This window comes from Syntrophotalea sp., assembly GCF_050253115.1.
Classification (GTDB): Bacteria; Desulfobacterota; Desulfuromonadia; order Desulfuromonadales; family Syntrophotaleaceae; genus Syntrophotalea; species Syntrophotalea acetylenica.
Map to the genome: position 1 here is coordinate 1 of NZ_JBFWJQ010000073.1, position 12,870 is coordinate 12,870.

10 protein-coding genes are annotated in these 12,870 nt (G+C 56.0%); 6 read left to right on the forward strand and 4 right to left on the reverse strand.

Features of this window, described 5'->3' with window-relative positions; all coding sequences use genetic code 11:
• The first annotated feature begins 193 nt into the window (after positions 1-193).
• From AB7E65_RS08650 to AB7E65_RS08670, 5 genes are all read left to right on the forward strand, one after another.
• Positions 194-673, forward strand: coding sequence for a TonB-dependent receptor plug domain-containing protein (locus AB7E65_RS08650; protein ID WP_428745668.1), 480 nt, complete (start codon positions 194-196; stop codon positions 671-673).
• A gap of 3 nt (positions 674-676) precedes the next feature.
• Entirely contained in the window at positions 677-2,128 is a 1,452-nt protein-coding gene (locus tag AB7E65_RS08655; protein ID WP_428745669.1) for a TonB-dependent receptor plug domain-containing protein, read from the forward strand.
• Positions 2,129-2,280: 152 nt separating this feature from the next.
• Positions 2,281-3,018, forward strand: coding sequence for a hypothetical protein (locus AB7E65_RS08660; RefSeq protein WP_320360712.1), 738 nt, complete (start codon positions 2,281-2,283; stop codon positions 3,016-3,018).
• Between the two features lie 231 nt (positions 3,019-3,249).
• Entirely contained in the window at positions 3,250-4,995 is a 1,746-nt protein-coding gene (locus tag AB7E65_RS08665) for a heterodisulfide reductase-related iron-sulfur binding cluster (RefSeq protein ID WP_428745670.1), read from the forward strand.
• A 231-nt stretch (positions 4,996-5,226) separates the two neighbouring features.
• Positions 5,227-6,042, forward strand: a complete 816-nt coding sequence (locus AB7E65_RS08670; RefSeq protein WP_428745671.1) for an ABC transporter substrate-binding protein — start codon at positions 5,227-5,229, stop codon at positions 6,040-6,042.
• 180 nt (positions 6,043-6,222) lie between these two features.
• On the opposite strand, the gene AB7E65_RS08675 is transcribed toward AB7E65_RS08670, so the two are convergent.
• The 3 genes from AB7E65_RS08675 to AB7E65_RS08685 all read right to left on the reverse strand — a co-directional run bounded on the left by AB7E65_RS08675 (position 6,223) and on the right by AB7E65_RS08685 (position 9,723).
• Positions 6,223-7,107 (reverse strand): carbon-nitrogen hydrolase, encoded by an 885-nt coding sequence (locus tag AB7E65_RS08675; protein WP_428745672.1) that lies wholly within the window; start codon positions 7,105-7,107, stop codon positions 6,223-6,225.
• Positions 7,104-8,129 carry an agmatine deiminase family protein gene (locus AB7E65_RS08680; RefSeq protein WP_428745673.1) on the reverse strand — a complete coding sequence of 342 codons (1,026 nt, stop codon included), beginning with the start codon at positions 8,127-8,129 and terminating at the stop codon, positions 7,104-7,106. Before AB7E65_RS08680 ends, AB7E65_RS08675 begins: the two co-directional genes overlap by 4 nt.
• An 85-nt stretch (positions 8,130-8,214) precedes the next feature.
• Positions 8,215-9,723 carry a bifunctional DedA family/phosphatase PAP2 family protein gene (locus AB7E65_RS08685; RefSeq protein ID WP_428745674.1) on the reverse strand — a complete coding sequence of 503 codons (1,509 nt, stop codon included), beginning with the start codon at positions 9,721-9,723 and terminating at the stop codon, positions 8,215-8,217.
• A 304-nt stretch (positions 9,724-10,027) separates the two neighbouring features.
• Between AB7E65_RS08685 and AB7E65_RS08690 the strand changes: the two genes are divergently transcribed.
• Positions 10,028-12,439 (forward strand): Lon protease family protein, encoded by a 2,412-nt coding sequence (locus tag AB7E65_RS08690; RefSeq protein WP_428745675.1) that lies wholly within the window; start codon positions 10,028-10,030, stop codon positions 12,437-12,439.
• A 141-nt stretch (positions 12,440-12,580) separates the two neighbouring features.
• On the opposite strand, the gene AB7E65_RS08695 is transcribed toward AB7E65_RS08690, so the two are convergent.
• Positions 12,581-12,870: hypothetical protein (locus AB7E65_RS08695; RefSeq protein ID WP_428745676.1), on the reverse strand; the 290-nt coding region annotated here is incomplete at its 5' end.

Here is a 12,870-nt window from a genome sequence, read left to right on the forward strand (position 1 = left end):
CATATGAAAACTACGCTGTATCCATCCGGAAACGGCCCTTTTCTGCCGTGGCGGCGTCAATCCACAGGTTTGTTTGTGCGGTGCAGGCAGTTGCACCACCGTGCAGGGGTTTGGTTCTCTTGGTGTTGTTGGTGAGTGAACCTTTGTTATTTTCAAATTTTTCATGATCAGTATGAGATGGAGGGTGTCAAGTATGCTCAGGTCAAGAGAGGTTCTGGCTGTATCGCTGGCCGGAATGCTGGTGTTCGGCGCTGCGGCGCGGTTGTGGGCGGCCGCCGATGATGAATTGTACCGTCTTGGCGAGGTGGTGGTTTCAGGGGGCACCCCGATAGTCGAAGCGGTGGGCGTGACGCGCAGGGTGACGGCTGAAGAGATGGAACAGCGCGGCGTGCGCTCTCTTGACGAAGCCTTGAACCTGTTGCCCGGGGTAGACGTCCGGGTGGGTGGTGACGGTGCCCCGCGTATCGACATGCGCGGTTTCCGCACGCGGCATATCAAGCTGCTGCTCAATGGTACCCCTTTCAACAGCACCTATGACGGTCAGTTCGACTCGGCGTTGATCTCGGTGGAGAATATCGCCGAAATCGTGGTGACCACCGGCGCCACTTCGACCCTCTACGGTTCCGGCGGCAACGCCGGGGTCATCAACATCATCACCAAAAAAGGCAGCTAGGGCGTGCGTGGCTCCCTGAACGGTGAACTGGCATCGTGGGATACGCATCTGCTGCGCGGTACCGGCTCCTATGGGGCGGACAAGTACAATGTTTTCGTCAGTGGCAGCCATTACGAGCAGGATTGTTACGAGCTTTCCGATCACTTTTCGCCGGCCAGGCTCGAAGACGGGGACGAGCGGGAAAACAGCGATCGGAGGCGGGATAATGTCTTTGTCAATGTCGGCGTTACCCCGAACGATGTCACCAGTATCGGCGCGACTTTCAGTTATCTGTCCGGCGACCGGGGCAAGCCGTACACCATCCTGACCAAAAAGGACGACCCCTTTGCCAGCAATCCCAAGTACGAGCGGGAAGACGATCTGGAAGAGTTCAACGTCCAGCTGGCGCTGGACCATGATTTTTCCGGGCCGATCAGTGTCAAGAGCTGGGCGTTTTTCAATGCGCTGGACATGGTGGAGAAGACCTACACCGACGCAACCCTCAGTAAACTTAAAAGCAAACTTGACTCAAAGGTGGAAATCTCCGGAGTCAATCTGCAGCTCGCCTGCGACCTGCAGCATTTCGGCAAGGCCACTTTAGCCCTGATGGCGGAAAACGATGATTGGCAGGCGCAGGAAAAAGTCGCTGACACCAGCGAAAACGAGGATTTCCAGCTCTACTCGGCGGATTTCGAATTCGAGGCCAGACCCTTGCAGGATTTGGGCACGGTGTTTGGTTTCGGCTATCACTGGCAGGACCGTGACGAGAAGGACGAGGAGGATTATTCCTATCTGGTCGGCCTGTATTATGATCTGCTGCCGGGCACCCGCCTGAAGGCGTCTCATGCCCGCAAGGTAAGGTTCCCGACTCTGCGTGACCTGTATGGCGACGAGGGCAATGCCGATCTGGGCGGCGAGGTGACCTGGCACTACGAGACCGGGGTCGAACAGAACCTGCCGGCCGAAACCATGTTTTCGGTGACCGGGTTTTATATCGACGTGGAGGATTTCATCGCCAAGGACGACGCGACCAAAATCCGCAGGAACTTTGAGGAATACGAATTCAAGGGGATTGAGGTGCTGGTCGAAAACCGTTATTTCGACAAACTGCTGCTGCGGGCCGGCTACACCTATCTCGATACCGAGGACAAGTCGTCCGACACCCGGCGGGATGAGATTCAGTACAATCCAAAGCATAAAACGACTCTCGAAGCGACCTATCAGCTGCCCTGGCAGATGAGCATTTATGGCAGCGCTCTGTACGTGGCCGAGGCCTACACCTACGATAGCAATGACAATAAAAAACGCATGCCGGAGTATCTGGTGTGTGATTTTCGTATTAACAAAAAGGCGGCAGGCGGGGCTCTTGATCTTTATTTCGGCATCAACAATCTGTTTGATGCCGACTATGAGCAAAGTTATGCTCTGCCCCGCTCTGGCCGTTTTATGTACGGCGGGGTGACCTGGAAATTTTGATGGGTCGGAAAGGCTTGTCCGAACCAGGGACAGGCCAAAATATCTGTTCGATGGCTCGAGATTGCCAGGCAAAAATTCACCGCCGGGGTCCTGCCCGGAAGTTGGTTTTGACGACCAGGGGATCCAGATACGCGCCGAGGCCGGGAGCAAACATGGAAATTTTCATTTCAATCGACGATACGGACAACATCGACAGCCGTGGAACCGGAGAAATTGCCGAACTTCTGGCCAGGGGAATCATGTCCCGTGGATGGGGTAACTGCGGAGCGGTGACCCGACATCAACTGCTCCTTCATCCTGATATTCCCTATACATCACATAACAGTTCCATGTGCTTTCCCGCGAACATTCCCGAGGGGGACCTGGAAGCGGTAACATGTTACTGCTGCTCCACCCTGGCTGCGGAAAGTGTATCGGGGGCGGATCCCGGGCTCTGCATTATGGTTCCGGAGCGGTTGAGCAATCCGCAATCGCTTGTGGCGTTCGGTCGCAGGGCAAAAACGGCGGTTATTACCAAGGACGAGGCTTATGCGACGGCCGCCACCCAAGGTGTACATCTTTCCGAGCACGGCGGCACCGGTCAGGGGGTCATTGGTGCACTTGCCGGAGCAGGGCTTCGTTATACGGGGAATGACGGCATATTCATGGGGCGGTTCCGGATCCCGGCAAACAACGGGATTGCGGTGGCGAGGGAAATTCGCCGCTCCGGAATCGATGTCGTCCAGACCATGGAAGGAAAGAAGCTGCGGGATGAAGAACCTGTTTTTGTTGGCGAATGGGTAAAACCGGTGCTTTTGGACAATAAGCCTGTTCTCCTGGTGGTCCCGGCAGAAGGGCTGCCGGGGATAACCTGGAAGGCATGCGACAGAAAAATCTACATGAAATTTTAATTTTATGGCGGGTTGGTTCTGCCCGCACTTTTTGAAAAAACACGTGTTGTAGCCGAAAAGACGGGAAAGGTTGCATACCTGATGGAAGCTTCGCGACAGGTTTTGTGGAATATCGGCAGCAGCCGCTTTCTTGACATCTGTACCTTCGTTACCGCTGTGTCTTTGGCAGCAGGTTTCTCCGGGAGGATCCGGGCATGGCTCCGTGGCAGAAAAGGGACAGCGGCGGGGCAGGTGAGTGAAAGACTGCGCGCCTTGCTGCGTGCCATTTCAAGCCAGAAGGGGATGATTCGCGGTGGCATGTATCTTGGCATGCACCGTTGCATCGTGTACGGAATGCTGTTTCTTTTCACTGGCACGGTCATGCTGGCGATTGAAATGCACCTTGGCGTGAATTTTATTCACGGAGCCGTTTATCTGGCTTTTGGATTGATTGTCGATTTAGCGGGTATTGCCGTTCTGATCGGTCTATCTCTTGCGATATACAAACGGTATGTTGTGAGACCTGACCGGCTCGAAAGCGGCCTTCGTGACATTTTCCCTCTCATGCTGCTCGCCATGGTGGTGCTCAGTGGATTTTTACTGAAGGGCGTGCGCATAGTCGCCACTGCCGATCCATGGGCGGTATGGTCACCGGTCGGGCATGCTTTTGCCCTGCTGTTGGGCGTCCCCCTTGACCAGCACGGTGCCCTCCGGTTGCACCGGTTTATCTGGCATGGTCATGTGGTGCTGGCCTTTTCTCTGCTCGCGCTTGCTCCATGGAGCAAGCTTCTCCACATGCTGGCTGTGCCATTGAGCATTTTCTCCCGTTTTCCCATAACCATGCGCATGGCGGCAGGGTTTTCAGGAGACAGTGGCCGAGGGGCGTGGACCGTTGCCGACTGTACCAGAAAACAGCTTGTTGAGACCGATGCCTGCGTGGAATGCGGCAGATGCAAAAAACTCTGTCCAGTGTTTCTGGGGGGTATGCCTTTCGCACCCATGATCCTGCTGAAAAGACTGCGAAACCTGGTGCGAAAAGGCAGATGGACCAGTCCGCTTGCCGGCCAGGTTATCGATGAGGCGGCTCTCTGGTCTTGCAGCTTGTGTCTGTCATGCGAGGAACGATGTCCGATGAACGGGGAACATGGCTTCGGGATTGTGGCGATCCGGCGCGGTGAAAATGAAAGGAACCGCGTCCCGGCAATGATAGCCGCCCGCTTTGACAGGAACCTGGCCTCGCTTGCCGATGCTTCCAACTGTCCGACTGCGCCGCATCCCGGTTTTGACGTATATCTGTGGCCCGGTTGCAAAGAGAGCAATCCAGATCAAAGTGAAATCCTGCGGAACGTTCAGCAGTTGTTGAAAAAAGCCGGGGTGAATTTTTCGGTTCTTGAGCCCCCGGCATGTTGCGGCGGCCCTGTTCGCCGGCTTGGCAATGAGCCGCTTTTTCAGCGTAATGTCGCGTTAAACGTCGGCTATCTGGAAAAACTGAAGAATGCGACGGTCGTCACCTGCTGCCCGCACTGCTTCAATACACTTGGAAATGAATATCCGGTTTTCGGAGCGAATGTGAAAATAATGCACCATGCGCAGTATCTCTCCGGGTTGGCTGCGGACAAAATGCTTCTACCCGGAAAAAGCTCAGCTCTCAAAGCGGCCTATCACGATCCCTGTTTTCTCGGACGGTATAACGGGGAATACAAATCGGCAAGGACGCTTCTTGAGTCGGTGGCCGGGCTTTCCCTGATCGAGATGAAACACAGCCGCCAGAAAAGCTTATGCTGCGGCTCCGGTGGTGGCACGGTTGCGGCGGAGACCGCCAGGCAAGCCGGCCAACGGCTGTTGACCCGGATTTGCGAAGAAGGGGCGGAAGCGATTATAACCGGTTGCCCCTATTGTCGTGAAATCCTGCGGGCCGCAGCCATGGAACAGGCGTCGGAAAAGCCGGTTGCGATTCTGGATGTTGCTGAAATTCTGCATCGTGCTGAAATCCCATGAGCCGCTTTGTGCAACGTATCGTGCCGATGCTGATGCTGGCTGTTTTTCTGTTGGTGAATCGCACCGACGCAGCGCAAACGGTCGATATGTACGGACGGACCGTGGACCTGCCCGGCCGCATCGATAAGGTTGTCGCCGCCTCTCCTCCGGTTACCTACATGGTATGCACCATAGATCCGTGCCTCATCGGCGCATTGAACGTGCCTTCAAGCAGGAAACTGCAGCAATATCTTGGAAAAGATATTAAAAACCTGCCGGTTATCGGCGGTTTCGGGGGAGGCTCAAAAAAATTTCAATGCGGAAGTTCTTGTGGAGTCCAGGCCGGATCTGGTGATTGTCTGGCCCCCTCCTTCCGGCTTTCTTAATCCAATGGCCAGGCGTGTTCTGGATTTATCAGGAATTCCCTATGTACTGGTAAAACTGGATACGATAGAGGATTATCCGCAGGCCTATGAGTATCTGGGAAAATTGCTGGGACGGGAAGCGCGCGGGAAAAAACTTGCGACCTATTTCAGAAAGGCACTTAAAAAGCTGCGTGCGGATGCAGCCGGAATTTCTGAACGTCAGCGGGTTTCCGTCTATTTTGCGGAAGGATTGGATGGATTGACAACCGTGTCGTCCGACTCGGTTCACGGGGAGGTTCTCGCCCTGGCCGGAGGTCGAAACGTTTACCCGATAAAGTCTGGAAGCCGTCAGCACAAACACCGGCTCTCGATCGAACAGGTGCTGTTATTCGATCCGGAAGTCATTGTTGTCCAGGAACCTTCTTTTTTCAATGAAATCCACCGGGACAGCAGGTGGAGGGAGATCCGGGCCGTTCGCAATAAAAGGGTCGTTCTGGAGCCCAATATCCCCTTTAACTGGATGGATAGACCTCCGTCGTTCCTGCGACTGTTAGGGGCCAAATGGCTGGCCGGCATCCTCTATCCGCATCGTGAAAATGAAAAAGTCCTGTTTGAAACAAGAGAGTTTTTCAAACTGTTTCTGGGTAAGATGCTTGATGATGAGGATCTGCGATCCCTCCTGAACAATACAGACCGCCCATGAGAATGGGAAAAGCCCGGGGACAAACTGCGCGGTGTTCGTTGCCGCAGCAGAGGTCTCTGGAAACATGAGGGGTGATGTTTTCCGATAACACCGATGACCTTGCGATTTTTATGGCTACATCAAAAAAACCCCGCTTTCTGCGGGGTTTTTTTGATTCCGTTCTGGTCGGCGGCAGAAGGGTCAATCGCGAAACCGCCGCGTCAGCTCCGCATAACAATCGATCCGCCGGTCCCGCAGAAACGGCCAGATGCGGCGTACTTTTTCACTGCGGCTGCGATCGATTGTTACCACCAGCACTTCCTCCTGGTCCACCGAACCCTGGGTGAGCATTTCGCCCTGGCTGCCGGCCACGAAGCTGCTGCCCCAGAACAGGGAGCCTGCGCCATGAGGATCGGGAGAGGCTTCGAAGCCGGTGCGGTTGACGGCAATAACCGGCAGGCCGTTGGCCACGGCGTGGCCGCGCTGGATGGTGATCCAGGCGTCCCGCTGGCGCTGCTGTTCGCCCGCGTCGTCCCGGGGATCCCAGCCGATGGCGGTAGGGTAGATGAGCAGTTCAGCGCCGGCCATGGCCATCAGGCGTGCCGCCTCGGGGTACCATTGGTCCCAGCAGACCAGGATGCCGAGTTTGCCCAGCGAGGTTGAGATCGGAACAAACCCCAGGTCCCCCGGCGTGAAATAGAATTTTTCGTAGTAACCGGGATCGTCCGGGATGTGCATTTTGCGATAGCGGCCGGCGATGCTGCCGTCTTTGTCCATGACAACCGCCGTATTGTGATACAGGCCCGGAGCGCGGCGTTCGAACAGCGAGGTCACGATGACCAGGTTCAATTCCCTGGCGAGATCTCCGAACAGATCGGTGGCGGGGCCGGGGATCGGTTCGGCCAGGTCGAAGCAGTCGGTGTCTTCGGTCTGGCAGAAGTAGAGGCTGGCGTGCAGCTCCTGCAGGACCACCAGTTGCGCTCCCTGGTTGGCTGCTTCGCGGATTCCCTCGACGCTTTTTTGCAGATTGGCCTGACGATCGGCGCTGCAGGTCTGCTGAATCAGGCCAACGATGAGCTCATTCATGGCAAAACCCCTTTCGGAAGTTGCATGGTGACGCAATGCAGCGAACCGTGCTGCCGGATCAGCGGCAGGCAGTGCACGCCGATAATGGCGCGATCCGGAAACGCCTGTCCAACGGCGGACAGGGCGTGGGCGTCCTGAGGGTCGCCGTAGGTTGGAACCAGCACCGCGCCGTTGATGACAAGGAAATTGGCATAGGTGGCCGGCAGCCGATGTCCCTGTTCGTCATGGCAGGCCCGTGGCCAGGGCAACGGTATGAGCCGGAACGGTTTGCCCTCGAGGGTGCGCAGGTCCCGCAGTTCCTGGGCCATGGTCCGCAATGCGGCGAAATGCTCGTCTTTGGGGTTGTCGCATTGTACGTAGAGAATGGTGTCCCCGGGACAGAGGCGGGCCAGGGTGTCGATATGGGAATCGGTGTCGTCTCCGGCCAGGTAGCCGCTTTCAAGCCACAGCACCCGGCGGACGCCAAGCGTCCGGCTCAGGGCCTGTTCGAGCTGGGTTTTGTCCAGGTGCGGGTTGCGGTTGGCGCTGAGCAGACATTGGCTGGTGGTCAGCAGGGTGCCGCGGCCGTCCGATTCGATGCTGCCGCCTTCCAGCACCAGTCCGCAGGTGGTCATGGGGGTGGCGCCGAAGGCTTCAATGCTGTGCAGACGACGGTTGACCAGGTTGTCGAGGTCGGCGGAAAACTTGAGCCCCCAGCCATTGAAGGTAAAGTCGAGCAATTGCGGGCGATTGTCGTTGAGGATGGTGATGGGTCCGAAATCCCGGGCCCAGGTGTCGTTGGTGGGGATCCGGTAAAGCCTTACCCGCTCCATATAGATTTCGGCGGAAATGAGCGTTTGGCGGACGTTTTCGATATCCGGGGCCACCACCAGAACCTTTTCAAATCGACTGATCTCCCGGACCAGTCGGAGGAAAACCGGTTCGACTTCCTCCAGGCAGGGCAGCCAGTCGCTATCTTCATGAGGCCAGGCCAGCAGGACGGCGTCCTGCGGTTCCCATTCGGCCGGCAGGCGATAAAGCATACGAACCTCGCGCGTTAGGGGATGAACAAAGAAGCGCTATGGTAATGAAAAACGGGACTGGAGACAACTGCCAACCGATCCTCTGTCAACCGATGCTCCATAAAAACAGCAGATGGTCGATGATGCTCAACCCAGCCACACTCAGTGCAGCGGCCCATATGGCTTTCCCCACGAGGCGATCGAATCCCGGTGGCTGCCATTGCCGGTGCCAGAGAGTTTCACCCGTCAGTCTGCGCCGCACCTCCATGGCGGTGATTAAAAACGAAAGCCATAACGCCGCCAGCAGCCAGCCAGCCAATACATCGCTGAGCCAATGGGCTCCGAGAAAAATGCGGCTCAGTCCGATCAGTAATGCCATGAAGCTGGCGCTGGTGATCAACGACAGCCGCGAACGCCATTGACGCAGGGTACCCAGCGCCAGGTAAACGCTCAGTCCTCCCAGCAACAGGGCGAAAAATGCATGTTCGCTGGGAAACCCGGGTGAATCCGGCATGATGGCGGGATGCAGCGGCAGGGGGCGAGGACGGTTGAAGATCGACTTTAAAAGCCCTGTGAGCAACTTTCCGGCACCGGTGCCTGTCAGTATTACGGCGGCGGAAAAAGTTCTTCCTTTGAGTATCAGCCAGACAAACAGCAGAAATCCCCAGAATATAACCACCACAGGATCGGCCATCCCGGTCAAAACCAGCAGCAGGCGTCCGGCGAGGGGGTGGTGATGGTTGAGGATGAGATCATAAAATCGCCGGTCGCTGGCGTGCAGGATGGGCAATGTGCTCAATAGGCCAAAGAACAGGGCCGAGAACAGGGCACAGCACAAAAAACCGGCGGTAAGATACAGCCCCGCTCCGTGCCGCAGGCTGAAGCGGTCCGCGATAAATTGCCAGGTTTGCGGGTATCGGTCGCGACATTTTTTCAGAAGCGGTTTTCCCGCCCATCGGCACCAGATCTGGTGAAATCGGGCGCGGATGGTGTTCAGATGCGCTGACAGTCGTGGAACGGTGCGGCTCCAGAACAGGGCGTTGCCAAAAAGTATGATCGTCAGGGTGATAAGCAACAGGCTGAAGCGCCCGGTCAGAATCTGGACCTGCCGCCAACTGGCGGCGCCCATGCGGCCCAGCCCGGGATAGGCCAGCCCCCACAGCAGGCAGCTGAACAGGGTGTAGAGGCAAAATCTCGTTGGTGAAAATCTTGCACTGCCGGCCATAAACGCGGTCATCCCGCGCAGCGGTCCAGCAAATCTACCCAGAAACAGGCTCTTGCCGCCATGATCGAGAAAAAACATTTCGGCTTTGCGGATAGCTCCCATGTATTTACGAAATACAGGTCGGCGCAAAAAACGGTAGCCCAGGCGTGCCCCCATCAGATAGCTGAGATTGTCCCCGACAAAAGCGCCCAATGCGGCCGCAATCATGACGCCTCCAAGTTTTCCCTGGCCGTGGGCGGAAAGGAAACCCGCCAGGAGCACCAGGCTGCTGCCAGGTATCGCAAGACCGACCAGGGCGATCGATTCGGCCATGGAGATCAGGCCAAGCAGGGCATAGTAAAGGACCCCGTCGGGAAGATTGCTGGAGATGTATGGGAAAAAGGAATCCATGTTCATGCCGTCGAAAACGGTTTCAAGTCAGCTCTGTAGCGGCAAGGTATTTCCAGCAGCCCGCGTCCTGGGAGTTCCTTGCCCGGATAGTGTTCTGCGTGGCTTGCCAACAGTGGGTGAATTGTTAGTATTAAGGCATGACCGCGACCGCAGATCACCCTGTATTCGGTAATATGTCTCACAGTTTACATGATCTTTGGGGTTTTTCCGCATTCTGGATCCGGTCCGCGGGCGCACCCAATGATCATCTCGGTAATGTGTATTTTCCGCAGCTCCCGGTTATGGACCAAGGAGGCTGAAATTCATGGAACAATTCAGGTTATCACCGCAGGAACTTCTCTGGAAATGCGATCCCGCCCAGTTTGAGTTCTCCAGCACCGGCGAAATCAGCTGCCCGGAGGAGACGATCGGCCAGGACAGGGCCTTGACCGCCATTGAGTTCGGATTGGGTATTGATTCCAACGGTTTCAATATTTTTGTTCTCGGCGAGTCGGGAACCGGACGTTCCTCGACCATCAAGCGGGTGCTGGAGCAGCGTTCCAAAGCGGAGCCGGTCCCTGACGACTGGTGCTATGTCCACGATTTCATAGGTGGCGACAAGCCCGGCTGTATCCGGTTGCCTGCGGGGCTTGGCAAGGCTTTCCGGGATGATATGGATACCCTGATCAGCTACCTGGCGGAGGCCATTCCGAAGCTTTTTGAAAGCAAGGAATATGAACAGGCCAAAAATTCCATCACCCAGGAGTCGCAGGAAAGAAACAAGAAGCTTGTTCAGGATCTTGAAGCGAAAGTCAATGCCGAAGGTTTTCTGCTGCAGCGTACCGTGGGTGGACTGGTATTGGTCCCGACCCGCGAAGGGGAGCCTCTGTCTCAGCAGGAATACGGTGAACTCGATGAGAGCGAACGGCAGAAGCTCGAGGTAACGGGCAGCAAGTTGCAGGATCTTCTCAACGATACGCTGCGCCAGGTGGTTGAACTGGAGAAACGGCTGAGGCTGACTCTGAGCGAAATGGAAAAGAATTTCCTGAACTCCGCGCTGCAGCACCTGTTTGAAGAGCTGGAAGAAAAGTACCGCGAACATGCCAAGGTTCTGGAGCATTTCGCCAACTGCCGCCAGGATCTTCTCAATCGCGCCGATGAGTTCCGGCCGTCGCAGGGACCTCAGGTGGCTCTTGGCAACATGCGTGTCGGGCGCCAGGAGCCATCCTTTGATCAGTATCGGGTCAATCTGTTCGTCGACAACAGTACCCTGGAGGGGGCACCGGTTGTTTACGAACCCAATCCCACCTATTTCAATCTCTTCGGGCGGATCGAGCATATCATTCAGATGGGCAATGCCACGACCAACTTTACCATGATCAAATCCGGGGCTCTGCACCGGGCCAATGGTGGCTACCTGATTGTCGACTGCCGGGAGGTGCTGATCAACCTGTTTTCCTACGAAGCCCTCAAGCGCTGCCTGCGCAACAGAGAGATCAAGATCGAAGACATGACCGAGCAGTACCGGTTGATCGCCACGGTGACGCTGAAGCCGGAACCGCTTCCGCTGAAGTGCAAAATCATCATGATCGGCCTGCCCATGTTCTATTACCTGCTGTATCAGCTTGATCCGGATTTCCGCAAGTATTTCAAGGTTAAATCCGATTTCAATAGCATGATGAAAAACACCTGGCAAAGTGTGCAGCATTTTGCCCAGTTCATCGCTACCCAGTGCCGCAAGGAAGACCTGCTGCATTTCTCCCCCGGCGGCGTCGCCAGTGTGGTGGAATACGCCGCTCGCCTGGTCGAGGACAAAAACCGGCTGTCCTGCAGTTTCATGGACCTTTCCGATCTGCTCCGGGAAGCGTCCTTTTATGCCCGGCGGCACAGTGCCGATACGGTGCAGCGGCAACACGTCGAACTGGCGGTGGAGTCCAAGGAATACCGTTCCAACAAACTTGAGCAGCTGGTTCAGGAATTCATCGAAGACGGGCGCATCCTGGTCGATACCGATGGTGAGGTGACAGGGCAGCTGAACGGCCTGTCCGTCTACCTGATGGGCGATTATTCCTTCGGCAAGCCCTCGCGGATCACGGTGCGCACCTTTATGGGCAAGGGAGGCCTGGTCAACATCGAGCGCGAAGTCAAGTTGTCCGGGCCGATCTACGACAAGGGGATGCTGATCCTGTCCGGGTTTCTTGGCGACCGCTATGCCCAGGACAAGCCCCTGTCCCTGTCGGCATCCATATGTTTCGAACAATCCTATTCGGGGGTGGAGGGCGACAGCGCTTCGGCCGCCGAATTATACGGCCTGCTTTCATCCCTGGCCAATGTTCCGATCCGTCAGGGGATCGCCGTAACCGGCTCCATCAACCAGCGTGGGCAGATTCAGCCCATCGGCGGGGTCAATGAAAAGATCGAAGGGTTTTATGCCGTCTGTAAAGCCCAGGGTATTACCGGGCAGCAGGGCGTGCTGATCCCGGCGCGCAACATCCAGAATCTGATGCTCAAAAAAGAAGTGGTCGAGGCCGTGGAAGCCGGAAACTTTCATGTGTGGGCCGTTGACCATATCGACGACGGTCTTGAAATCCTGACAGGAATTCCTGCCGGCCAGAGGCAGGAAGACGGCAGCTGGCCCGAGGGAACCATGAATTTCATGGTGAACGAACGTCTGCTGCAGATGGTCGAAACGCTGAGGATTTTTGGGAAAAACGAAGAGAAGAACGATAAAAACTGAAAATTTTGTTTTCTTACCAGAACATTCCGAAAATCAGGGTGGTTTCAAACGGCAGGGGCAAGATTCCCCTGCCGTTTGTTTGTGTGGTGCCCCGTGCCGGGGCATGTGTTTTTGATGGCAAGGCTACTGGATAAAAAATAATCAGCCACTGTTTCCCTCGCCAAGTTTGCTTAAAAAATAAGCCATCTTTGTTTGTTCACATCTGTAACATATCGAAATCACGCAAAAATAGTTTTTGGTACGGCCTGTGCGATACCTATAGGCAAGCGCGCGCGATTTTTCGGGAAAATGCTTTTTGGGAGCACAGGTGTGGCGATGCCGACCTGTTACAGCTGGTGGCGGGTCTTCCGGAAATCCGCCACCCCATACCTCTTCGCCGGAGGCGTCAAAGGAGACATACCCATGAAAAAGATTGAATGCATCATCAAGCC